General features: G+C 62.6%; 19 protein-coding genes. 13 read left to right on the forward strand and 6 right to left on the reverse strand.

The window, feature by feature from the left end:
• The first annotated feature begins 257 nt into the window (after positions 1–257).
• The 4 genes from AC07VL_RS23800 to AC07VL_RS23815 all read left to right on the forward strand — a co-directional run bounded on the left by AC07VL_RS23800 (position 258) and on the right by AC07VL_RS23815 (position 6149).
• Complete coding sequence (locus AC07VL_RS23800; RefSeq protein WP_494808036.1) at positions 258–1571, forward strand: dicarboxylate/amino acid:cation symporter; 1314 nt, start codon at positions 258–260, stop codon at positions 1569–1571.
• A gap of 106 nt (positions 1572–1677) precedes the next feature.
• Positions 1678–2670, forward strand: coding sequence for a porin (locus tag AC07VL_RS23805; protein WP_494808037.1), 993 nt, complete (start codon positions 1678–1680; stop codon positions 2668–2670).
• A gap of 235 nt (positions 2671–2905) precedes the next feature.
• A complete protein-coding gene (locus tag AC07VL_RS23810; protein WP_494808038.1) occupies positions 2906–4813 on the forward strand; it encodes a sensor histidine kinase in 1908 nt (635 codons plus the stop codon).
• Positions 4806–6149: a sigma-54-dependent transcriptional regulator gene (locus tag AC07VL_RS23815; protein ID WP_494808039.1), complete on the forward strand. Its 1344-nt coding sequence runs from the start codon at positions 4806–4808 to the stop codon at positions 6147–6149. Before AC07VL_RS23810 ends, AC07VL_RS23815 begins: the two co-directional genes overlap by 8 nt.
• On the opposite strand, the gene AC07VL_RS23820 is transcribed toward AC07VL_RS23815, so the two are convergent.
• Together AC07VL_RS23820 and AC07VL_RS23825 are read right to left on the reverse strand one after the other, a co-directional pair.
• The gene (locus tag AC07VL_RS23820; RefSeq protein WP_494808040.1) at positions 6150–6887 is read right to left on the reverse strand and encodes a metallophosphoesterase family protein; all 738 of its coding nucleotides are present in this window, start codon (positions 6885–6887) and stop codon (positions 6150–6152) included.
• Positions 6884–7459: a GNAT family N-acetyltransferase gene (locus tag AC07VL_RS23825; protein ID WP_494808041.1), complete on the reverse strand. Its 576-nt coding sequence runs from the start codon at positions 7457–7459 to the stop codon at positions 6884–6886. Before AC07VL_RS23825 ends, AC07VL_RS23820 begins: the two co-directional genes overlap by 4 nt.
• 173 nt (positions 7460–7632) lie before the next feature.
• Between AC07VL_RS23825 and AC07VL_RS23830 the strand changes: the two genes are divergently transcribed.
• Positions 7633–8481, forward strand: a complete 849-nt coding sequence (locus tag AC07VL_RS23830; protein WP_494808042.1) for a hypothetical protein — start codon at positions 7633–7635, stop codon at positions 8479–8481.
• Here AC07VL_RS23830 and AC07VL_RS23835 read toward each other — a convergent pair.
• The gene (locus AC07VL_RS23835; protein WP_494808043.1) at positions 8465–9004 is read right to left on the reverse strand and encodes a hypothetical protein; all 540 of its coding nucleotides are present in this window, start codon (positions 9002–9004) and stop codon (positions 8465–8467) included. The two genes, AC07VL_RS23830 and AC07VL_RS23835, sit on opposite strands and share 17 nt — an antisense overlap.
• Positions 9005–9265: 261 nt before the next feature.
• Between AC07VL_RS23835 and AC07VL_RS23840 the strand changes: the two genes are divergently transcribed.
• Both AC07VL_RS23840 and AC07VL_RS23845 read left to right on the forward strand, forming a co-directional pair.
• The gene (locus AC07VL_RS23840; protein ID WP_494808044.1) at positions 9266–10183 is read left to right on the forward strand and encodes an ABC transporter ATP-binding protein; all 918 of its coding nucleotides are present in this window, start codon (positions 9266–9268) and stop codon (positions 10181–10183) included.
• A 9-nt stretch (positions 10184–10192) separates the two neighbouring features.
• The gene (locus AC07VL_RS23845; protein ID WP_494808045.1) at positions 10193–13774 is read left to right on the forward strand and encodes an ABC transporter permease/M1 family aminopeptidase; all 3582 of its coding nucleotides are present in this window, start codon (positions 10193–10195) and stop codon (positions 13772–13774) included.
• Between the two features lie 72 nt (positions 13775–13846).
• Here the strand turns inward: AC07VL_RS23845 and AC07VL_RS23850 are convergent, their stop codons facing one another.
• Positions 13847–14626 (reverse strand): acetoin reductase, encoded by a 780-nt coding sequence (locus AC07VL_RS23850; RefSeq protein WP_494808046.1) that lies wholly within the window; start codon positions 14624–14626, stop codon positions 13847–13849.
• A gap of 242 nt (positions 14627–14868) precedes the next feature.
• Here AC07VL_RS23850 and AC07VL_RS23855 point away from each other — a divergent pair, with 242 nt between their 5' ends.
• From AC07VL_RS23855 to AC07VL_RS23865, 3 genes are read left to right on the forward strand one after another with little or no spacing between them, the layout of a single operon-like run.
• Positions 14869–15435 (forward strand): RNA polymerase sigma factor, encoded by a 567-nt coding sequence (locus AC07VL_RS23855; protein WP_494808047.1) that lies wholly within the window; start codon positions 14869–14871, stop codon positions 15433–15435.
• Between the two features lie 15 nt (positions 15436–15450).
• Positions 15451–15786: a hypothetical protein gene (locus AC07VL_RS23860; protein ID WP_494808048.1), complete on the forward strand. Its 336-nt coding sequence runs from the start codon at positions 15451–15453 to the stop codon at positions 15784–15786.
• Positions 15783–17024, forward strand: coding sequence for an MFS transporter (locus AC07VL_RS23865; protein WP_494808049.1), 1242 nt, complete (start codon positions 15783–15785; stop codon positions 17022–17024). Before AC07VL_RS23860 ends, AC07VL_RS23865 begins: the two co-directional genes overlap by 4 nt.
• A gap of 18 nt (positions 17025–17042) precedes the next feature.
• Here the strand turns inward: AC07VL_RS23865 and AC07VL_RS23870 are convergent, their stop codons facing one another.
• Positions 17043–17528, reverse strand: a complete 486-nt coding sequence (locus AC07VL_RS23870; protein WP_494808050.1) for a hypothetical protein — start codon at positions 17526–17528, stop codon at positions 17043–17045.
• A gap of 185 nt (positions 17529–17713) precedes the next feature.
• On the opposite strand from AC07VL_RS23870, the gene AC07VL_RS23875 reads away from it, so the two are divergent.
• Both AC07VL_RS23875 and AC07VL_RS23880 read left to right on the forward strand, forming a co-directional pair.
• A complete protein-coding gene (locus AC07VL_RS23875) occupies positions 17714–18130 on the forward strand; it encodes a hypothetical protein (protein WP_494808051.1) in 417 nt (138 codons plus the stop codon).
• A 114-nt stretch (positions 18131–18244) separates the two neighbouring features.
• Positions 18245–18550: a hypothetical protein gene (locus AC07VL_RS23880; RefSeq protein ID WP_494808052.1), complete on the forward strand. Its 306-nt coding sequence runs from the start codon at positions 18245–18247 to the stop codon at positions 18548–18550.
• Positions 18551–18632: 82 nt separating this feature from the next.
• Here AC07VL_RS23880 and ssb read toward each other — a convergent pair whose 3' ends face one another.
• Entirely contained in the window at positions 18633–19142 is a 510-nt protein-coding gene (gene ssb, locus AC07VL_RS23885; protein ID WP_076569341.1) for a single-stranded DNA-binding protein, read from the reverse strand.
• 382 nt (positions 19143–19524) lie between these two features.
• On the opposite strand from ssb, the gene uvrA reads away from it, so the two are divergent.
• Entirely contained in the window at positions 19525–22374 is a 2850-nt protein-coding gene (gene uvrA, locus AC07VL_RS23890) for an excinuclease ABC subunit UvrA (RefSeq protein WP_494808053.1), read from the forward strand.
• Positions 22375–22434: the final 60 nt, after the last annotated feature.

Consider the following 22434-nt stretch of genomic DNA (forward strand, 5'->3'; position numbering starts at 1 on the left):
ATGGCCGCCCCCGTCCAATATTTCGCGCAGCGCTGCAATCTAACAACATTTTTGAATTTAAATAAGTGCTTTAAATCAATAGGTTAAGAAAGGTTCTGCTGAAAATCCATTTCAGGCATATCCTTTGCTATGTACAGGTTTTGCTGCAAATAATCGCTAGCATGCAAGGGCTTGTTTTTGAGAAATATTGACTCCAAGCTTGAGTTGCTCGCTATCAATAATCCGCTCACAGCGGCGCTTCATTTGGAGGAGTCAAAATGAAAAAGAAACGGCCATTAACCCTGTACATCCTGATTGCCATGATTCTCGGCATCATCGTGGGGTATGGATGCAACACCGCCTTCCCTGATGCCAAAGTCAGCGCTCAGATCGCTGGCAATATTTCCATCGTCACCGACGTCTTCTTGCGCCTGATCAAGATGATCATCGCGCTGCTGGTGTTCTCCACCCTGACGGTCGGCATCGCCCACATGGGCGACGGCAAGACGGCGGGCCGCATCGGCCTGAAAGCCATGTGCTGGTTCGTCGTGGCCTCGCTGGTGTCGCTGGCGCTGGGCATGGTGCTGTCGAACCTGATGCAACTGGGAACCAACCTGGGCTTGCCCTTGCCGGACGTGCACGCCTCGACCAACCTGAAGACGGCCGCCTTCACCTTGAAAGACTTCTTCACGCACCTGGTGCCGAAATCGCCGATCGAGGCGATGGCCAACAATGAAATCCTGCAAGTGCTGGTGTTCTCGATCTTCTTTGGCGGCGCACTGGCCGGCCTGGGCGAATCGGGCAAGACCCTGACGGCCGTCGTCGACCAACTGGCGCAGGTCATGCTGCGCATCACCGGCACCATCATGAACATGGCGCCGCTGGCCGTGTTTGCCGCCATGGCATCCGTCATCACCACCCACGGCCTGGGCGTGCTCGTCACGTTTGCCAAGTTCATGGGCGGCTTCTACCTGGGCCTGCTGTGCCTGTGGGCCCTGCTGATCGCCGCCGGTTTCGTCGTCATCGGTCCGCGCGTCTTCAAACTGGTTTCCCTGATCCGCGAACCGTTCCTGCTGGCCTTCTCGACGGCCAGCTCGGAAGCGGCGTATCCGAAACTGTTGGTGGCACTGGACCAGTTCGGCGTGGACCGCAAGATTTCCAGCTTCGTGCTGCCGATGGGCTACTCCTTCAACCTCGATGGCTCGATGATGTACTGCACCTTCGCCGTGCTGTTCATCGCCCAGGCCTACGGCATCGACCTGTCGATCGGCACGCAGATCACCATGCTGCTGCTGCTGATGCTCACCTCGAAAGGCATGGCCGGCGTGCCGCGCGCCTCGCTGGTGGTGATCGCCGCTACCCTGAACCAGTTCAACATCCCGGAAGCGGGCCTGCTGCTGCTGATGGGCGTCGACCAGTTCCTCGACATGGGCCGCTCGGCCACCAACGCGGTCGGCAATGCCGTCGCCACGGCCGTCGTCGCCAAGTGGGAAGGCGGCCTGGCCACGGAAGAAGAAGCAGCTGCGGCCAACGCAGCCAACCAGAACACAGAAAGCCACTGGGGCGAAGCGGACCACGCTAGCAAGGCCTAAGGCGCCATGGCCCGCCACAAGCGGGCCATTTATTTGTTTTCCATGTTGAGTAACAAGCAGTCAGGTAGTGCGATCAGTAGTTATCCCCCTTACTAGAGAGATTCTCATGAAAAAAGTCCTGTTTACCCTGCTGGCCCTCGGCGCAGCCTCCGGCGGCGCCCTGGCGCAATCCAGCGTGACCATCTATGGCGTGGCCGATGCCGGCCTGGTCCTCGACAAGGATGCGGCGGGCGACCGCCTCAACCGTGTCGCCTCGGGCGTCGCCTCCGGCTCGCGCATCGGCTTCAAGGGCAAGGAAGACCTGGGCGGCGGCCTGTCCGCCAACTTCGTGCTGGAAAGCGGTTTCAATATCGATACCGGCACGTCGGGCCAGGGCGGCCTGCTGTTCGGCCGCCAGGCCTACGTGGGCCTGTCCGGCAGCGCCGGCGCCGTCACCCTGGGCCGCCAGTACTCGCCCTACTATTTGGCCCTGCGAGACGTGGCCGACCCCTTCGTCATCGGCCTGGCCGGCACGGCCTCGAACCTGATGGTGACGAATATCCGCGTCGACAACATGGTGCAATACACCACGCCGACGTACAGCCACCTGTCGGCCGACTTCGCATATGGCTTCGGCGAAGTGGCCGACGACAATGCGAAAAACCGCAGCCTGGGCGGCGCCGTGCACTACATCGACGGCCCGCTGAACGTGACCCTGACGCACCACCGCAAGGAAAATGCCCTGGCAACGCAGCAGACGCGCAACACCCTGCTGGCCGCCCGCTACGACTTTGGCGTGCTGCAAGGCAACTTCGGCTACGCCGACAACCGCGCCCTGGACAACAGCAAGAGCAATGACGTGCTCGTCGGCTTCAGCGCCCCGTTCGGCGCCACCAAGCTGGTCGCGTCCTACATCCGCCACAACGACAAGAGCAGCCTGAACCGTGACGCCCAGCAGTGGGCCATCGGCGCGTTCTACTCCCTGTCCAAGCGCAGCGACCTGTACACGGGTTATGGCCACATCAGCAACAAGAACGGCGCCACCTTCGTCGTCGGCAATGCGACGGACAATGGCACGGGCAACAGCGGCTTCAACCTGGGCATGCGTCATACTTTCTAAGGACGTCGGTCAAAATCCACTGCGCGGCGCGCTTTGCGGCCGGCGATGCTCACCGGCTCGGCCACAAGGGGGCGCCGAGTCTCACTGCCGCGCGCTACGATTTTGTCGGACGTCGTGATGTTTGTGGCATATGCGTCAACTACGCTGCAGGCCGCCGGATTACTTTCCGGCGGCTTTTTTATATGGCACGCACCTTGATGCGATACTGTGGGCTCTTGCAAGTTCGCACCTGACTATGAATACCAGCAGCAAACCTCCTCTTTCCTGGCGCCAGCGCCTGTCGCAACGGTCGGGCCGCGAAGCGCTGGCCTGGGGCGTGGTGCTGGCCGCCTGCCTGGCCACCGTCTGGCTCGTGTATTTCTGGACGGAACGCATCGCCATCGGCAAGCTGCAGGCCAGCGGCGCGCAGCGCCTCGAGGTGTATGTGAGCAGCCTGGAAAACGCGCTGGAAAAGTACGACTTCCTGCCCAAGACGCTGGAACTGAACCGCGACGTCATCCGCCTGCTGCAGCACCCGGAAGACCCGGTGCTGGTCGACACGGTCAACCATTACCTGGAACAGATGAATGCCCAGGCGAAATCCTCGACCATCTTCATCAGCAACCTGGACGGCAATACGCGGGCCGCCAGCAACTGGCAGCAGCCCGACAGTTTTATCGGCGACAACATCTCGTTCCGTCCCTACGCCCAGGATGCCCTGCGCGGCACGCCGGGGCGCTTCTATGGCGTCGGCACGACGCGGCTGGAGCCTGGCTATTTCTTTGCCCACGGCATCTATCAGAATGGCCGCATGCTGGGCTTGGCCACGGTGAAGGTAAACCTGGAAAACCTGGAAAAGCGCTGGGTGCAGGGCGCGGACAAGGTCATGCTGGCCGACGAGCATGGCGTGATCTTCCTCAGCTCCATGCCGGACTGGAAATACCGCACCCTGGCGCCCCTGTCGCCGGCCATCGTCGAAGAACTCAACCGCACGCGCCAGTACTACTCGAAGCAGCTCGAAGCCATCCCCTTCGTGTCCGACCGCCAGCTGGGCAATGGCGCGCGCGTGATCAGCGTGCGCGAGCAGGAGCGGGCCGACGCGCCGCCGAAGACCAGCTCCAGCGTGATGACGCAGATCAAGCTCAAGTCGCCGCGCGACTGGACCTTCATCTACCTGTCCGACCTGGCGCAGGCGAAAGCCAGCGCGCGCGCGGCGGCCGCCTTCTCCTGCGTGCTGCTGGGCTTTTTCATGCTGCTGTTCTTTTACCTGCGCCAGCGGCGCGCGGCCGTGGCGCAAAAACTGCGCGCCCGCGAAGACTTGCAGCATGCCTACGACAACCTGGAAACCATGGTCGAGGAACGCACGTCGGAACTCAATGCCATGACGCAAAGCCTGAGCCAGGAAATCGAGGTGCGCAGCAAGGCCGAGCAAAAACTGCACATCACGCAGAATGAACTATTTCAAGCCGGTAAGATGGCCGTGCTGGGACAGATGTCGGCCAGCATCACGCATGAACTGAACCAGCCGCTGACGGCGCTGCGCACCATGTCCGACAATGCCGTCATCCTGCTCGAGCGGGGCCGGCTCGACGACGCGCGCCGCAACCTGGCGAAGATCTCGCAAATTGCGGCCCGGATGGGGACCATTACGGGACAATTGAAGATATTTGCGCGCAAATCGACGACCAGCCTGACCTCCGTCTCGATCCCCACGGCGATCAGCAACGCCCTGTTCCTCGTCGAGCGCCGCCTGCAGGTTGAAAATGTGCGTTTCAGCCTGCATCTGCCGCCCGAAGACATTTTCGCCATGTGCGAAAGCAACCGCCTGGAGCAGGTGCTGGTCAACCTGTATGCCAACGCGCTCGACGCCATGAACGGCAGCGACGTGCGCAGCCTGCGCGTGTCCGTCGAAAGCACGCCGCAGCACGTCCTCATCCACGTGGCCGACACGGGGCCGGGGCTGTCGACGGAAGTCTATGAACACCTGTTCGAACCGTTCTTCACCACCAAGCCGCAAGGCCTGGGACTGGGCCTGGGACTGGCCATTTCCGAACAGATCACGCGCCAGTTCGGCGGCGTGCTGCGCGCCGACAACGCCCCCGGCGGCGGCGCCATCTTTACCATCGAACTACAGATTGCAACGCAGGAGGAAAAACATGTTTGAGGGCTTGAAGGTCTTGCTGGTCGAAGACGACCCCACCGTACGCGAGGGCAGCGAGCAGGCACTGCAGCTGGCCGGCCTGGACGTGCTGGCCTTCCACTCGGCCGAGCTGGCCTACAAGCTGCTGACGCCGGACTTCCCCGGCATCGTCGTCAGCGACGTGCGCCTGCCCGGCATGAGCGGCCTGGAGCTGCTGCAGGCCGTGAAAACCCTGGACCCGCACCTGCCCGTGATCCTCGTCACAGGCCACGGCGACATCACCATGGCCGTGCACGCCATGCGCACGGGCGCCTACGATTTCATCGAAAAGCCGTATTCGTCCGACCAGCTGGTCGACGTCATCCTGCGCGCGCTGGAAACGCGGCGCCTCATGCTGGAAGTGCACAGCCTGCGCCGCCAGCTCGAGGACGGCGGCGGCATCGAAGCGCGCCTGCTGGGCAATTCCGTGGCGATGCGCGACATACGGCGCCTGATACTCGACGTTGCCGACGAACCGGCCGACGTGCTGATCTATGGCGACACGGGCACGGGCAAGGAAATGGTGGCCCGCTGCCTGCATGACTTCAGCCACCGCCGCAAGCACAACTTCGTCGCCGTCAACTGCGGCGCGATTCCCGAAAGCATCTTCGAAAGCGAAGTCTTCGGCCACGAACCGGGCGCGTTCACGGGCGCAGCCAAGCGGCAAGTGGGCAAGATCGAGCATGCGGACCACGGCACCTTCTTCCTCGACGAGATCGAATCGCTGCCCCTGTCGCTGCAAGTCAAACTGCTGCGCGTGCTGCAGGAGCGCTATATCGAACGCCTCGGCTCCAACGTGCCCACGCCCGTCGACGTGCGCGTCATCGCCGCGGCCAAGCTGGACCTGGAAGACTTGTCGCAGCAGCAGAAGTTCCGCAGCGATCTGTACTACCGCCTGAACCTGATCGTGCTGCACCTGCCGCCCCTGCGCGAACGGCGCGAAGACATCCCCATCCTGTTCGAGCACTTCGTGCTGGCCGCCGCCGCCCGCTACAACCGCGCCGCGCCCGTCGTCTCCAGCGCGCAGATGCGCAACCTGATGGCCCATTCCTGGCCCGGCAACGTGCGCGAGCTGCGCAATATCGCCGACCGCTTCGTGCTCGGTATCGCCGGCGGCACGTCGAGCCTGCTGGCGGGCAGCCAGTCCAGCCCGCTGTCGCTGGCGGAACAGGTGAACGGCTTCGAACGGGCCCTGATCGAACAGGAACTGCGCGCCTATTCCGGCAACGTCAGCGAAGTCAGCGCGGTGCTGGGCTTGCCGAAACAGACCCTGTACCACAAGATGCAGAAGTACAACCTGGTCGCCGAGGAGTTCCGCTAATCAAGCGACCCGGCCCGTGCGCAGCGGCGTCACCCAGTCGGGCCGGCCGTTGGCCAGCGCCAGCCGGGCCGCCGTTTCCCAGTCGTATGCGACGGCGTGGAAGTGCACCGTCCAGGCACCGTCCTTCCCCTGCTCGGCGATGGCGTAGCGCGCATGCGGCGTGCCGTTTTCCATCACGTGCGGATAGCCATGGTCGTCGTCATACGCTTGCAAGCCCACGCTGCCCGGGTTGACGACCAGGCGCCCGTCGTCCAGACGCATGCTGCGCGGCATGTGCGTGTGGCCGCACAGGATCAGCGCCGCATCGGCCGGCCCGGCCCGTTCGACCACCTCGGTCGGCGTGGCGGCGCGGCTGCCTTGCGGCGTGACGCTGTCAAGAAAATATACGAGGTCGCTTTGCGGCGTGCCATGCACGAGCAGCACATCCTTGCGCAAGCGCAAGGTGGCCGGCAGCACGGCGATCCAGGCTAGTTGCTCAGGCAACAGTTGCGCGCGCGCAAAGGCGTCCGACTCGCCCATGCGGACAGGGTCGCCGAACAATTGCCGCTCATGGTTGCCGCGGATGGTAGGCAAGTCCAGCGCCATCAGGCGCGCCGCCGTGGCGCGCGGCTGCAGATGGCCCGAGACGATATCGCCCAGGTTGACGATCATGTCCACGCCCCGCCGGGCGATGTCGGCCAGCACGGCATCGAGCGCGTCGAGGTTGCCGTGGATATCGGAAATGGCGGCAATTTTCATGGTGTGATTTCCTCCCGTGCGCACCATTCTGCGCGCGTCAGGCGATACAGGCAATGCGTGCGCAAACGGTGGCCGGGCGGCAGGGCCGGATGCTCGAACGTGGCGTGCTCGCGGCGCATGCCCAGGCGTGCCATCAGGGCGCGCGAGCGCACGTTGGGCAAGGCCGTGAATGCGACGATCTCGGGCAACTGCAGGCGGGTAAAGCCGTCCCGCAGGACCGCCTGCGCCGCTTCCTGCGCGTAACCTTTGCCCCAGTAGTCGAAGGCCAGGCGCCAGCCGATTTCCACGCATGGCGAACACGGCAGCTGAGCGTCGGGCACATGCAGCCCCGTCATGCCGATACAGGCGCCGTTGTCGCGCAAGGTCACGGCCCACAAGCCCCAGCCCCGCGCGGCGATCAGATCGCGGCAGCGCTGCGCCAGGGCATCGCTCGCTTCGTGCGACAGGGTGGCGGGAAAGCACGCCATGACGCGCGGATCGGCATGCAGGGCGGCGAACGGCGCCAGGTCGCTGTCGCGCCATTGCCGCAGCAGCAGGCGCGGGGTGTGCAGTTCCATGATGGTTTGCAACATAGTCTTCCTCTCTCCACGATGTCCATGCAGTAGGACAAATCCGACGATGACTTGCGCCGTGCGGCTACGTCATCCCCAAGACAGCATTGCTACCATTTCCTCATTGCATTACCGCATACACCATGCCGCCCCGATGCCGCGGCAGTATTCACTTTATTTTGAGGAGTTGCCCCATGTTTGCCACGCCCGTCCCCGCCCGCCTGTCGCCCCCCCGTTTGCGCCATCTCGCCTTGCGCAGCGCCATGATGCTGGGCGTGCTGGGTGTCGCCACGGCCGCCGCCACGGCGCGGGCGGAGCCGTCGCCCACCCTGGACCGCGTCAGCATTTCCGTGGGCGCCTTCGCCGCCGATCCGCGCATCAATGTCGGCGCCGACACGCAGTTTGGCCGCATCGACGCGCCCGAATCGAATCCCAGCCGCACGACCATTCCCCGCATCAAGGCCGAATTGCTGATCGGCGACCACCATGGCCTGGCATTCGACTACTACCGCTACGACAAGTCCTACACGCCGACGCTGACCGGCCAGACCATCATCAATGGCCAGCCCGTCACGGGCACGGCCACCGCTGACGCCGACCTGAAACTGGACCTGGCGAAGATGTCCTACCGCTGGTGGCTGGGCAGCGGCAACGACACCTTCGGCATCGGCCTGGGCGCCGCCTACTACAATGCCAACCTGAACGGCACGGCCACGGGCGTCGTCAATGGCGAAACGGCGACGGCGCGCGACTCCATCGGCGAGCACGCATTCGCGCCGCTGCTGGAAGTGGGCTGGCGCCACGCCTTCACGCCGGACCTGCGCATGTATGCGGAAGCGTCCGGCATCAGGAAAAATGGCGGCCGCATCAACGGCCACATCTACGGCGGCAATATCGGCGTGGAATGGTTTCCCTTCAAGAACGTCGGCTTCGTGGCCGACTACGGCATCTCGAAAATCAAGCTGCACCGCGACAGCGAGCGCGATGCGGACCTGAACGTACGCCTGACGGGACCGTCGGCCTACGTCAAGATGCGCTTCTAGTCCGCACGCCGCCGGTTTCAGCGGACGGCTTCAGCAGATACAGCTGAAACTGCGGCAAGCCGGGATCTTCCCAAGGAGCAACCTCGGCAAACGGCAGGCGCGCAAACGCCTGCTGCCAAAAGGCATTGGCGGCGGCATCGGCGCGGAACATGGCCACCAGCCACGTCGTGTCGTTGCCGAGCAGCACGCGCCGCACGACTTCCAGCGCCAGCCCCCGGCGCCGGTATTTCTTCAGGATGAAAAAGTCGCTGAATTCCTGCACCGGCGTGGCGCCCGCCATGCCCGCTTCCGTGAGGTAAAAGCCGGCCAGCGCGCCATCGACCTCGATCCACACCGCCCCGTGGCCAGGAGCGTGCACATACTCGGCCAGCCCGGCGTCGCATGCATCGTAGCGGCCGTCGGCCAGCACGTCTTCGCCGCTCCAGCCGGTATTGTCGTAGCAGTACAGCTGGAACAGCTGCGCCAGCGCCCCTTCCTCGCCGGGCGCGATGGCGCGCAAGCTCATGTTCGGTACTGCTGGCATGCTCCCGTCCCCCCTGCCCGCAGGCATTGCTGAAGCGGGCGAGTGTAGCACTGCGTCACTCATGCCGGCGCTTCCGCATTTCATCCCTGTTTTTTCGCCCCTTGTCGCAAAAATAATTCTTTTATGCCTATTGGCTATATATTATTGTTTTTAAGTAACATCCGCCATCGCGGCTGACAGGAAATAAGGGTGATCCCCTTGCACAGACCGGCAGACACGCATCTGCCGGCTTTCATACTCAAGCTCTGGAGAGTGCTGCACATGCTATCGATCAAACAGCTGAACAAAACGTATGCCAATGGCGTCAAGGCCATCAACAATGTCAGCCTGGACATTCCCAACGGAATGTTCGGCTTGCTGGGGCCGAATGGCGCGGGCAAGTCGTCGCTGATGCGTACTATTGCAACTTTGCAAGACCCCGATAGCGGCAGCATCCATTTCAATGGCGTGGACGTGCTGCAGGACAAGGAAGGCCTGCGCCGCCAGCTGGGCTACCTGCCGCAGGATTTCGGCGTCTACCCGAAGGTGAGCGCGGAAACCCTGCTCAACCACTTTGCGGTGCTCAAGGGCTTGACGGAGAAGGGCCCGCGCAAGGAAGCCGTGGAAGCCCTGCTGCAGCAAACCAATCTGTGGGAAGCGCGCAAGCGCAACCTGGGCACGTATTCGGGCGGCATGCGCCAGCGCTTCGGCATCGCCCAGGCGCTGCTGGGCGCGCCGCGCCTGGTGATCGTCGATGAACCGACGGCCGGCCTGGACCCGGACGAGCGCAACCGTTTCCTGAACCTGCTGGCCAAGATCGGCGAGCAGGTGGTGGTGATCCTGTCGACGCACATCGTCGACGACGTGACGGACCTGTGCCCGCGCATGGCCATGATCGTCAAGGGCGAAGTGCTGGTGCAGGGCGAGCCGCAGGCGGCCATCGACACCCTGCTCGGCAAGGTCTGGCGCCGCAGCGTCACCGCCGAGGAGCTGGCGCAGTACCAGCAGTCGCACCAGGTGCTGTCGACGCGCCTGGTGGGCGGCAAGCCGCAGATCAATGTCTATGCCGACAGCCAGCCCGACAGCGGCTTCGTGCAGATCGCGCCGGACCTGGAAGACGTGTATTTCTTGCATGTGCGCAACGCCGCCCGCAACGGTGCGCCCGTACCCGCCGCCGCACCAGCCGCCGTCGCAGCGTAAGGGGCCGCCATGTGGAAGGAATTTTTCAAGTTTGACCTCGCCTACCAGCTGAAACAGCCGCTGCTGTGGGTGTTTGCCGTCATCATGGCCCTGATGGCCTTTGGCGCCACCACCAGCGACTCCGTGCAGATCGGCGGCGCCATCGGCAACATCAACCGCAACGCGCCCACCGTGGTGGCGCAGATGCTGGGCATCTTCAGCCTGCTGGCGATGTTTCTCGTCACCGTCTTCATCGCCGGCGCCGTGCTGCGCGACAGCGAAGTGGGCATGGCCGACATGCTGTTCGCCACGCCCATGCGCAAGTGGGACTACCTGTTCGGCCGCTTCGCCGCCGGCTTTGCCGCCTGCCTGGTGATCTTTGTCGCCATTGCCCTGGCCACCATGCTCGGCCCCGTCATGCCCTGGGTCGACGCCCAGCGCGTGGGCGCCTTTTCGCTGCACACGTATGCCTGGAGCTTTGCCGTCATCGTCATCCCCAACCTGCTGTTCATCGGCGCCCTGCTGATGCTGCTGGCGGCCACCACGCGCTCGATGATGCTCGTGTACGTGGGCGTGCTGGGCTTTTTCGTGCTGTGGGCCATGGCCGGCGTGTTTACGCGCGACATCAACAATGAATGGTATGCCGTGCTGCTCGACCCCTTCGGCGTGCGCGCCTTCGGCCGCATGACGCGCTATTTCACGGCAGCCGAGTCGAATGCCAGCCTGCCGCCCCTGTCCGGCTACCTGCTGGCCAACCGCGCCCTGTGGCTGGGCATCACCGTCGTGCTGTTTGCCGCCACCGTGCTCCTCTTCAAGCCGCAGCGCACGGGCACGGGCAAGCGCCTGTTCGGCAAGCACAAGGCGCAGGCAGCAGCGCCCGCCGTCGCCGCGCCGCTGCACTTGCCGCGCAGCATCCCCACCTTTACCCCCGCCACGGCCTGGCGCCAGTGGTGGCAGATCCTGCGCTTCGACGCGGCAGGCGTCTTCCGGAGCCTGCCCTTCCTCGTCATGCTGCTGTTCGGCGTCATCAACCTGGTCGCCGGCGCCAGCGTGGCCAAGAATATGTATGGCACGGCCGTGTATCCGATGACGCACCTGATGCTGCAAAATATCAGCAACAGCTTCAGCTTCCTCCTGATCATCATCGTCACGTTTTATGCGGGCGAACTGATCTTCAAGGAACGGCAAGTCAAGATCGCCGACGTCAGCGATGCCATGCCCGTGCCCGGCTGGGTACCGCTGCTGGCCAAGTGCACGGCCCTGGTCGGCGTCATCGCCGGCTACCTGCTGGTGGGCGTCGTCACGGCCATCGGCTTCCAGCTCTACAAGGGCGGCGCGCCCGTGGAACTGGGCCTGTACCTGCAAGGCACCTTGCTCGCGTCCCTGTTCTTCGTGCTGATGGGCTTGTGCGCCCTCACCTTGCAGGTGTTGTCGAATAACAAGTTCATCGGCTATCTGCTGGTGATCCTGCTGATGGTGGCGCAAGCCGTGCTGGGCATGCTGCACCTGGAACACAACCTGTACGCCTTCGGCGGCACGCCGGCCATCAAGTATTCGGACATGAATGGCTACGGCCACTTCCTGACGGGCTGGGCCTGGTTTGCCCTTTACTGGAGCCTGTTTACCGTGGCCCTCGTCATGCTGGCCCATGCGTTCTGGGTGCGCGGCCTGTCCGCCGACTGGCGCGCGCGCGCGCGCCTGGCCCGCCAGCGCCTGCAAGGCGGTGCCGGCGCCGCCCTCGCCGTGGTCGTGCTGTGCTGGGCAGGCACGGGCGGCTGGATTTTCTACAACACGAACGTGCTGAACAAGTACGAGACGTCGAACATCGGCATGGACAAGCAGGCCCGCTACGAGAAATTGTACAAACAATACAAGGACTTGCCGCAGCTGAAGATCACCGACGTCCAGGCCGACGTGGATATTTATCCTGAGCAACGCAAGGTCTTGATCAAGGGCCACTACCTGCTGCAGAACAAGACGCAGCAGCCGCTCGATACCCTGCGCATCCAGCGCAACCCGGACCTGGACACGCACTGGCTGAACTTGCCTGAGCACACCGTCGCGCTCGATGACAAGGAACTCGGCTTCAGCATCCTCAAGCTGGCCCGGCCCCTGGCGCCGGGCGCCACCCTGCCGCTGGACTTCACGGTGGCCGTCACGCACCAGGGCTTCACCAACGACGGCACCCCGGACCAGGTCAACCTGAATGGCACCTTCTTCAACAACCAGAGCTACTTCCCCCACTTCGGTTATGCGCAGCACATGGAATTGACGGATCGCAATGAACGGCGCAAGCGCGGCCTGGGCGAACCGCAGCGCATGGCCAAGCTGGAAGACAAATCCGCCTACGGCAATACCGTCTTTGGCAATGAAGCGGACTGGATCCATTTCGATACCACCGTCTCCACCAGCGGCGAGCAGATCGCCCTGGCGCCCGGCTACCTGCAGGCCAGCTGGGAAAAGGATGGCCGCCGCTATTACCGCTACAAGATGGACCAGCCGATGATGCCGTTCTTTGCCTACCTGTCGGCCCGCTGGGACGTCAAAAAGGGCGACTGGCACGGCGTGCCGATCGAGATTTACTTCGACAGGAAGCATGGCTACAACACGGAACGCATGATTACCTCCGTGCAAAAGTCACTCGATTACTACACCACCCAGTTCACGCCCTACCAGCACAAGCAGGTGCGCATCCTGGAATTTCCGGGCTACCAGAGCTTCGCGCAGTCGTTTGCCAACACGATTCCGTATTCGGAAGGCATCGGCTTCATCGCCGACCTGCGCAACAAGGATGACATCGACTACGTGTTCTACGTCACGGCGCATGAGATGGCGCACCAGTGGTGGGGCCACCAGGTGATCGGCGCCAACGTGCAGGGCGCCACCATGCTGATGGAGTCGCTGTCGCAGTACTCGGCGCTGATGGTGATGGAAAAGGAATACGGCCGCGAAAAGATGCGCCGCTTCCTGCGCTACGAGCTGGACCGCTACTTGAGCGGACGCGGCGGCGAAGCCATCGAGGAACAGCCGCTGGCACGCGTGGAAGGACAGCAATACATCCACTACAACAAGGGCAGCCTGGTGTTCTACCGCCTGCGCGATGAAATCGGCGAGGAAGCCCTGAACCGTGCCCTGAAACGCTACCTGCAGGACAAGGGCTTCCAGCAGGCGCCGTTCACCACCACCCTGGAACTGCTGGCCTACATCCGCGCCGAAGCGCCGCAGGACAAGCAGGCCCTGATCACGGACCTGTTCGAGAAGATCGTCTTCTACGACAACCGCGTGACGCAGGCGAGCGCCGTGCAGCGCAAGGATGGCCAGTGGGATGTCACCATGAAGCTGCACCTGGCCAAGCTGGAGTCGGACGGCAAGGGCAAGGAAAGCCCGCGCGCTTATGACGAGCCGGTGGAGATCGCCATCTTCGCGCGCGCCCCGGGCGCCAAGGAAAAAGATGAAAAGGTCTTGTTCACGGACAAGCGCGTCCTGTCCGGCAGCGATCCGGTGATCACCATCACGGTGAAGGACAAGCCGTTCGAAGTAGGCGTCGATCCGTATAACAAGATGATCGACCGCGTCTCGCGCGATAACCGCAAGGAAGTGAGCATCAATTAAGCCTTGATGCCGCACAAACAGGCTGCGCATTCCAGGCATGCGCGGCCTGTTTTTTTGTGCGCGCTCAAGCCATCAGCGGTATACGAGTCCACCATCGATCAGCGGTGCCTGGCCCGTCATATAGTCCGCGTCCGGCCCCGCCAGGAAGGAAACGAGTCCCGCCACGTCCTCGGGCGTCTCGGCGCGTCCCAGCGCGATGCCGTCCACGTATTTCTTGTACGTCGCGCCCGGCGCGGCGCCCGTCACCTCGGCCATGCGCTTGTCGATCTCCACCCACATGTCCGTGCCGACGACGCCGGGGCAATACGCGTTGACGGTGATGCCGTCGGCCGCCAATTCCTTGGCCGCCGCCTGCGTCAGCGCGCGCACGGCAAACTTGGTGGCCGAATACACGCCCAGCAGGGCGAAGCCGTCATGCCCGGCAATGGAGCAGGCATTGATGATCTTGCCCTTGTGCTGGCGCCGCTTGAACGTCTTGGCGGCCGCCTGGATGCCCCAGAGCGTCCCTTGCACATTGATGCGCATGATGCGCTCGACTTCGTCCGGCGTCACGTCGAGCAGCGGCTGCACCTGCGCGATGCCCGCGTTGTTGACGATGATGTCGAAGCCGCCCAGTTCCTTCTCGGCAAACGCCACCGCTGCGGTGACTTGCTGCAATTGCGACACGTCGGCAATAAACGTGACGGCACGGCGCCCCAGCGCGCGCACCTCGGCGGCGGCAGCGTTCAGCTTTTCCTGGTTCAGGTCAACGAGCGCGATATCGGCGCCATCCTTGGCCAGGCGCAAGGCGATGGCCTTGCCGATGCCTTGCGCGGCCCCCGTGACCAGCGCGACTTTTCCGGAAATACCCATCTGCGTTCCTTTCAGTGTGGACAATAAGCACAGGCCCTGCGCGGCAGCGCCAGGAACCCGCCCGGCCTCCACCATACACGGCAGCGCTCGTGAAACAGCCCCGCCACCCTGCCTTGAAACGTGCGCGGCGATTTAAAAACACCGAAGTCAAGAAAGATGAAAAAAGGCATGCCGCCGCGGCAGGCGCACAATATAAATGCGTCGCGCCACAATATTCCCGCTGCTGAAACGTCTTCAATGACATGAACCCGCCCCACACTTCGCCCTCCAGCCTTGCGCAAGAGCAAAGCATCGCCGACACCGTCGAGCGCGAGCAGTTGAAACTCGGCAATTTCATTCGCCGCCGCGTGCCCGATCCCACCGATGCCGATGACATCCTGCAAGACGTCTTCCAGGAATTCATCGAAGCGTGCCGGCTGCCGGCGCCGATCGAGCAAGCCAGTGCCTGGCTGTTCCGCGTGGCGCGCAACCGTATCATCGACCGCTTCCGCAAGAAGAAGGAAGCGGCGCTGGACGAGCTCGGCGACGGAGACGAAGACGATGCCTGCCGCCTCGACCTGATGCTGCCTTCGGGCGATGCGGGACCGGAGGCGGCCTATGCCAGGACGCTGCTGCTGCAGGCATTGCAGAGCGCCCTGGACGCCTTGCCGGCCAACCAGCGCGAGGTATTTGTCGCGCACGAACTGGAAGGCCTGAGCTTCAAGGACATGGCGGCGCAAAGTGGTGTTGCCGTCAACACTTTACTGGCGCGCAAGCGCTATGCAGTCTTGTCTCTGCGTCTGCAGCTGCAAGATTTTTATCACGAGTAAGAAGGGAGGAATATCATGCGATTGAGAACGAAAATACGGGCAGGAAAACTGGCCAAGGTCGGCCTGCTGCTGGCCGGTGCGGCGCTCCTGGGCGGCGTGGTCATGCTGCTGTGGAACTGGATCATGCCGGGCCTGGTGGACGGCGTCGCGCGCATCGATTACCGGCGCGCGCTGGGCCTGCTGGTACTGAGCCGTATCCTGTTCGGCGGCTTTCGCGGCCGCGGGCGTGGAGACGGCCATGGCCAATGGCAGCGCTGGCAAAAAATGACGCCGGAAGAACGCGAACAAGTCCTGCAGCAGCGCGCGCAGCGCGGCCGTCCCGCACCACATCACCATGAAAACCAGACATGACTTCCATCAAGCAAGCCACACCGGGGACCTTTTCCCCCTACCAGAAATTCGTCGTCGCGATCCTGGCCTTCCTGCAATTTGCCGTCATTGTCGACTTCATGCTGATGTCGCCGCTGGGCGCGATGATCATTCCCGAACTCGGCATTGATACGACGCAATTCGGCCTCGTGGTCTCGGCCTATGCCTTCAGCGCCGGCATCGCGGGCTTGCTGACGGCGGGCCTGGCCGACCGCTACGACCGCAAGAAACTGCTGCTGTTCTTCTACACGGGCTTTATTCTCGGCACCCTGTGGTGCGGCCTGGCCAACAGCTATGCCATGCTGCTGCTGGCGCGCATCGTCACGGGCCTGTTCGGCGGCGTCATCGGCTCCATCGTGCTGGCCATTTCCACCGACCTGTTCCCGCCCCACATGCGCGGCAGGGTCATGGGCCTGATCCAGACGGCGTTTGCCGCCAGCCAGGTGCTGGGCATCCCCATCGGCCTGTACCTGGCGAACCGCTGGGACTGGCATATGCCCTTCCTGGCGATGGCCGGCTTCGGCCTCGCCGGCGGCCTGCTCATGCTGCGCAAACTGCAACCCGTCAACGCGCACCTGGCGTTGCCGCAGGAACACAGCCCGTGGATGCACCTGTACCACACCGTCACGGAGCGGCGCTACCTGCTGGCGTTTGCCATCACGGCCGTCCTGACGACGGGCGGCTTCATGCTGATGCCCTTCAGCAGCGCCTACATCGTCAACAACCTGGGCATCGACATGCACCAGTTGCCCACGGTCTACCTGATCACAGGCGTGTGCACGATCTTCTTCGGCCCCCTGATCGGCAAGGCCGCCGACACCTACGGCAAATTCAGGGTCTTCACCTTCGGCACGGTGGTGTCCATCATCATGGTGCTGGTCTACACGCGCCTGGGTACCATCAGCCTGCCGATGCTGATCTTCATCAACTCGCTGATGTTCGTCGGCATCTTTTCCCGCATGATCCCGTTCCAGGCCCTCGTCTCGTCCGTGCCAGCGGCGAGCCAGCGCGGCTCCTTCAACGCCATCAGCGCATCGATCCAGCAACTGGCCGGCGGCATCGCCTCCGTCATCGCCGGCCACCTCGTCACCTTCGGCGCCGATGGCAAGCTGCAGCATTTCGACGTGATCGGCGACGTGATGGTCGGCACGGCGCTGCTGGCCCTGGCCCTGCTGTGGGCGCTGCAGCGCGGCGGCGCCAGCGTGCCCGTGGCGAAGTAGGGCAGGCCGGCGGCGGCCTCAGGGAGGGCCGTAGAACTGGAAGCCCTGCGCCACCAGCAATTTGACGGGGAAGCCCGTCGGCGTCTTGAATTCCCTGACGCCGATGATCTTGTAGGCGCCCGCCTGGAATTCCTCGCCTTCGGCCCAGCTGGTGTCCTTCAGGGCAAACTGCAGCACGCGGCGCGGGTCCAGGCGATACGTGAAAATCGTGTACTCGCCCACGCGCCGCGTGGCGATGAAGTTTTCATCGCGGGCATCGGCGATCAGCAGACGCCCCGGATAGCGCTCGATCCCCGTCTGCTCTTCCTGGATGTTCACGATGGCGTCGGTAAAACTGCACTCCGCATCGATGATCTTGCGGTCGCGTGCCTTGGCGATCTTCATGACATCGTCATAGCTCTTGTTGTGGACAATCGAGCGGACGGGGGAATCGCAATAATTGGCGGCACCGGCAACGGCCGGGAAGGCCAGCAGCAAGGACAGGAGCAAGGGGAGTATTTTCATGGCGCAGGCAGGAATCTCAAATTGGTCAGGATGGGGCGTCATTCTACCGCCCGCGTGTTGAGCTGTATCAACCATTCCTGCGGCACGCCCGATGACAGCTTCACACATCGCCGCGGCCGCTTTGCGGTAGTATCGGCAAGCGATGGGCAAGCAGCCCACGCGCTTGCCACTCAAGGAGTTACACCATGCCAGCCATCCATGCCCCCATCCGCGCCAGCCTGCTGCTGGCGGCTCTCGTGTTGACAACGCCCGCGTGGAGCGCCGATCCTGTCCACAAGGAAACCGTGGAATTGACGGCGAACCAGGCCACGCACAGCGTGAAGGGCAAGATCAAGGGCGACGCCACGGCCGAGTACACGCTCCACGCCAAGGCGGGACAGACCCTCAGCGTCAAGCTGAAAACCAATCAGGCGTCGAACTATTTCAACATCCGCCAGGCCGGCCAGGACGAAGCCCTGTTCATCGGCTCGACCAGCGGCAACAGTTTTCAGGCGAAACTGCCAGCCGATGGCGAATACACGGTGCAGGTGTATCTGATGCGCAATGCGGCGCGCAGGCATGCGGTGGCGAATTACCGCCTGGAGATGGCGCTGCGCGATTAAGGCTGGCGTGATGCAGCATGCGCACCTGTCCTCCAGGCCAGCGGCATGGAATTTTTAAGCCTGCCGATGATCTTAACCATTGATGGTTTTTCTGACTGACTCAATGGAGGAGATATGCAACAAGCAAATTTCATCGCCATCGTCCTGGCATTCAGCTGCCCCCTGGCAGGAGCACAAGGGCCCGAACGCATGGCAAAGCTCACCGACAGCAACGTGCTGTTGAAGGACGCAACCATCGAAGGCAGCGCCATGCATGCCTGCCAGCCGCTGAAAGGGGACACGGTCGCCATCCTTGAAATCAAAAATGATCCACCAGGGCCCACAGGTACCGCCCTTGCTCGTGTACGCGTGATGAGCGGGCACTGCCAGGGCCAGATTGGATGGGTCGGCATGCCCCGCCTGGAAGCGCTGGCCAGGTAGGCATTGTTCTTTCCAGAAAACAAAAAGCCTGTTCTCCTCTCAGAAAACAGGCTTTCAGCAACAAAAAACGGCTTTGTCCGAATTAGAACGGGATATCGTCGTCCATGTCCGAGAAGTTCGGCGCTGGCTTCGGTGCCGGACGTGGGGCCGGGGCCGGGGCTGGGCGCGGGGCCGGTGCCTGGCGCGGGGCCGGGGCTTCGTAGCCGCCGCCACCGCCGTAGCTGTCATCGCCGCCGGCGTCGCCGCCGCCCATGCCGGAACGGCCGCCCAGCATTTGCATCTGTTCCGCGATGATGTCGGTTGCGTACTTCTCGACGCCGTCCTTGTCCGTGTATTTACGGGTTTGCAGACGGCCTTCGACGTACACGGACGAACCTTTTTTCAGGTACTGGCCGACGATTTCCGCCAGGCGGCCGAAGAACGAAATACGGTGCCACTCTGTCAATTCTTTTTGTTCGCCCGTGTTGCGGTCCTTCGACTTGTACGAAGTGGCCACGGCGATGTTGGCGATCGCGTCGCCGCTAGGCATGTAGCGGATTTCCGGGTCACGGCCCAGATTGCCGACGATGATGACTTTGTTGACTGATGCCATGAATAACTCCTGATGAACTGCGGCGGGAGCCAAAAACTCGCGCGCGTTGGATTTTTTTGCTAAACGAGGATTATAAGCGACCAGGCGGCGCAAAGCATGCGCTTTCTGGGATCGCCACCTGCCGTGCGGCAGCAGGTTTTTTTCACGGCAGGTGAAAACAAGAAACTTGAATACTGGTATTATATACAGTGTTTAAACGTCTGCACGCATCTGTATCAATCTTTCGCGGGGCACGCTCGCGCGGCGGCGCAATCCGCCCGTGACCGCCTCAGGCATGCAGAGCAAAACCCGGCTATAGTAACAGGTTGACCCGTTGTGGCTCCTCATCTGGCAGTTCCCGCAATGCGTCGGCCGCACCACTCACTGAAAGCAAGGCAATCACATGGAACAGATCCGCATTCGCGGTGCTCGCACGCATAACCTCAAGAATATCAGTCTCGATTTGCCGCGCAACAAGCTGATCGTGATTACCGGCTTGTCCGGCTCCGGCAAATCCTCGCTGGCCTTCGATACGCTGTACGCGGAAGGCCAGCGCCGCTATGTCGAGTCGCTGTCGGCCTACGCGCGCCAGTTCCTGCAGCTGATGGAAAAGCCGGACGTCGACCTGATCGAGGGACTATCTCCTGCCATCTCCATCGAACAGAAGGCAACCTCGCACAATCCCCGCTCGACCGTGGGCACCGTGACGGAAATCCACGATTACCTGCGCCTGCTGTATGCGCGCGTGGGCACGCCGTACTGCCCCGACCATCCGGAAAACGCGCTGGCCGCCCAGTCCGTATCGCAAATGGTCGATGCCGTGCTGGCCATGCCCGAAGACACCAAGCTGATGATACTCGCGCCTGTCGTCGCCAACCGCAAGGGCGAACACGTGGACCTGTTCGAGCAGATGCAGGCGCAGGGCTTCGTGCGCTTCCGCGTACAGAGCGGCACGCATGCGGCGAAAATCTATGAAGTCGATGACCTCCCGAAATTAAAGAAAACGGAAAAACACACGATCGACGTCGTCATCGACCGTGTGAAAGTGAACCAGGAGATCAAGCAGCGCCTGGCGGAAAGTTTCGAAACGGCCCTGCGCCTGGCCGACGGCCGCGCCATCGCCTACGAAATGGATACCGCCCAGGAACACGTGTACTCCAATAAGTTTGCCTGCAATGTGTGTGGCTATTCCCTGCAGGAACTGGAACCGCGTCTGTTCTCGTTCAACAACCCCATGGGCGCCTGCCCCGAGTGCGACGGCCTGGGACACATTGAATTCTTTGACCCGAAACGCATCGTCGCGTTCCCCAACCTGTCGCTGGCCTCCGGTGCCGTCAAGGGCTGGGACCGCCGTAACCAGTTTTATTTCCAGATGCTCACGAACCTGGCGGCCTTCTACGAATTCGACCTGGACATGCCGTTCGAGCAGCTGGCACTGAATGCCCAGCAAGCCGTACTGTACGGTTCCGGCAAGCAAGTCATTCCGTTTACCTATGTCAACGAACGGGGCCGCACCGTCATCAAGGAACACACCTTCGAAGGCGTGGTCAACAATCTGCAGCGGCGCTACCGCGAAACGGATTCGATGGCCGTCAAGGAAGAACTGGCCAAGTTCATCAATGAAAAATGCTGTCCATCCTGCGATGGCGCGCGCCTGCGCGTGGAAGCGCGCTTCGTCAAGGTCGGCACGGGCAAGCAGCAGCGCGCCATCTATGAAGTGGCGGAAAAGCCGCTGCGCGAAACGCTGGAATTCTTTGAGAAGCTGAAACTGACGGGCGCCAAGAAGGAAATCGCCGACCGCGTGGTCAAGGAAATCATTTCTCGTTTGAAATTCCTCAACAATGTGGGCCTCGATTACCTGTCGCTGGACCGCAGCGCCGACACCCTGTCCGGCGGGGAAGCACAACGCATCCGTCTGGCATCGCAGATCGGCTCCGGTTTGACGGGCGTCATGTATGTGCTCGATGAGCCGTCCATCGGCTTGCATCAGCGCGATAATGACCGCCTGATCGAAACATTGAAACACTTGCGCGACATCGGCAACAGCGTGCTGGTGGTCGAGCACGATGAAGACGCCATCCGCACGGCCGACTACATCGTCGACATGGGCATAGGCGCGGGCGTGCACGGCGGCGAAATCATCGCCGAAGGCAGCCTGCAAGACATCCTGAAAAACAAGAAGTCGCTGACGGCGCAGTACCTGAACGGCAAGCTGAAGATCGCCGTGCCGGCCAAGCGCCATGCGAGCAATCCGGAAAAGCAGCTGGTCATTACTGGCGCGACGGGTAACAACCTGAAGAAGGTTTCACTGAGCTTGCCGGTGGGCCTGATGACATGCGTGACGGGCGTGTCCGGCTCGGGCAAGTCCTCGCTGGTCAACGATACCCTGTATCCGGCCCTGTCGCGCCATCTGTACGGTTCGCAGACGGAACCGGCGCCGCACGACTCGATCAGCGGCCTGGAACACTTCGACAAGGTCATTTCCGTCGACCAGGCGCCGATCGGCCGCACGCCGCGCTCGAACCCCGCCACCTACACGGGCTTGTTTACACCGATCCGCGACCTGTTCTCCACCGTGCCGACGGCCAAGGAACGGGGCTACAGCGCGGGCCGCTTCTCGTTCAACGTGAAGGGCGGCCGCTGCGAAGCGTGCCAGGGCGATGGCGTGATCAAGGTCGAGATGCATTTCCTGCCCGACGTCTACGTGCCATGCGACGTGTGCCACGGCAAGCGCTACAACCGCGAAACCCTGGAAGTGCATTACAAGGGCAAGAACATCACGGAAGTGCTGGGCATGACGGTGGAAGAGGCGCATGCATTCTTCAAGCCCGTGCCCTTGATCGCGCGCAAGCTGCAAACCCTGCTCGACGTGGGCCTCGGCTACATCAAGCTGGGCCAGAGCGCCACCACCCTGTCCGGCGGCGAGGCGCAGCGCGTGAAACTGTCGCTGGAACTGTCCAAGCGCGACACGGGCCGCACCCTGTACATCCTCGACGAACCGACGACGGGCTTGCACTTCCACGACATCGACCTGTTGTTAAAGGTCATCCACCGCCTGCGCGACCAGGGCAACACCCTCGTCATCATCGAGCACAACCTGGACGTCATCAAGACGGCCGACTGGATCGTCGACCTGGGCCCCGAGGGCGGCGCCGGCGGCGGGCAGATCATCGCCAGCGGCACGCCGGAAGACGTGGCCATCAACCCGGCCAGCGTGACGGGCAAGTACCTGGGGCCGCTGCTGAAGCAGTAAGTTCCAATTTTCCTCACGATCCCCCGGCCAGTTGTCTTGCCCGGGGGATTTTTCTATGGG

Source organism: Janthinobacterium sp. GW821-FHT03C08, from assembly GCF_059420905.1.

What these genes read in the sequence shown, in the direction of transcription:
- AC07VL_RS23845 (WP_494808045.1), top strand. Translation starts at nt 10,193, where the DNA reads ATGTGGAAGGAATTTTTCAAGTTTGACCTCGCCTACCAGCTGAAACAG.
- AC07VL_RS23870 (WP_494808050.1), bottom strand. Translation starts at nt 17,528, where the DNA reads ATGAAAATACTCCCCTTGCTCCTGTCCTTGCTGCTGGCCTTCCCGGCC.
- AC07VL_RS23830 (WP_494808042.1), top strand. Translation starts at nt 7,633, where the DNA reads ATGTTTGCCACGCCCGTCCCCGCCCGCCTGTCGCCCCCCCGTTTGCGC.
- AC07VL_RS23825 (WP_494808041.1), bottom strand. Translation starts at nt 7,459, where the DNA reads ATGTTGCAAACCATCATGGAACTGCACACCCCGCGCCTGCTGCTGCGG.
- uvrA (WP_494808053.1), top strand. Translation starts at nt 19,525, where the DNA reads ATGGAACAGATCCGCATTCGCGGTGCTCGCACGCATAACCTCAAGAAT.
- AC07VL_RS23875 (WP_494808051.1), top strand. Translation starts at nt 17,714, where the DNA reads ATGCCAGCCATCCATGCCCCCATCCGCGCCAGCCTGCTGCTGGCGGCT.
- ssb (WP_076569341.1), bottom strand. Translation starts at nt 19,142, where the DNA reads ATGGCATCAGTCAACAAAGTCATCATCGTCGGCAATCTGGGCCGTGAC.
- AC07VL_RS23865 (WP_494808049.1), top strand. Translation starts at nt 15,783, where the DNA reads ATGACTTCCATCAAGCAAGCCACACCGGGGACCTTTTCCCCCTACCAG.
- AC07VL_RS23880 (WP_494808052.1), top strand. Translation starts at nt 18,245, where the DNA reads ATGCAACAAGCAAATTTCATCGCCATCGTCCTGGCATTCAGCTGCCCC.
- AC07VL_RS23805 (WP_494808037.1), top strand. Translation starts at nt 1,678, where the DNA reads ATGAAAAAAGTCCTGTTTACCCTGCTGGCCCTCGGCGCAGCCTCCGGC.
- AC07VL_RS23835 (WP_494808043.1), bottom strand. Translation starts at nt 9,004, where the DNA reads ATGCCAGCAGTACCGAACATGAGCTTGCGCGCCATCGCGCCCGGCGAG.
- AC07VL_RS23810 (WP_494808038.1), top strand. Translation starts at nt 2,906, where the DNA reads ATGAATACCAGCAGCAAACCTCCTCTTTCCTGGCGCCAGCGCCTGTCG.
- AC07VL_RS23820 (WP_494808040.1), bottom strand. Translation starts at nt 6,887, where the DNA reads ATGAAAATTGCCGCCATTTCCGATATCCACGGCAACCTCGACGCGCTC.
- AC07VL_RS23855 (WP_494808047.1), top strand. Translation starts at nt 14,869, where the DNA reads ATGAACCCGCCCCACACTTCGCCCTCCAGCCTTGCGCAAGAGCAAAGC.
- AC07VL_RS23860 (WP_494808048.1), top strand. Translation starts at nt 15,451, where the DNA reads ATGCGATTGAGAACGAAAATACGGGCAGGAAAACTGGCCAAGGTCGGC.
- AC07VL_RS23800 (WP_494808036.1), top strand. Translation starts at nt 258, where the DNA reads ATGAAAAAGAAACGGCCATTAACCCTGTACATCCTGATTGCCATGATT.
- AC07VL_RS23815 (WP_494808039.1), top strand. Translation starts at nt 4,806, where the DNA reads ATGTTTGAGGGCTTGAAGGTCTTGCTGGTCGAAGACGACCCCACCGTA.
- AC07VL_RS23850 (WP_494808046.1), bottom strand. Translation starts at nt 14,626, where the DNA reads ATGGGTATTTCCGGAAAAGTCGCGCTGGTCACGGGGGCCGCGCAAGGC.
- AC07VL_RS23840 (WP_494808044.1), top strand. Translation starts at nt 9,266, where the DNA reads ATGCTATCGATCAAACAGCTGAACAAAACGTATGCCAATGGCGTCAAG.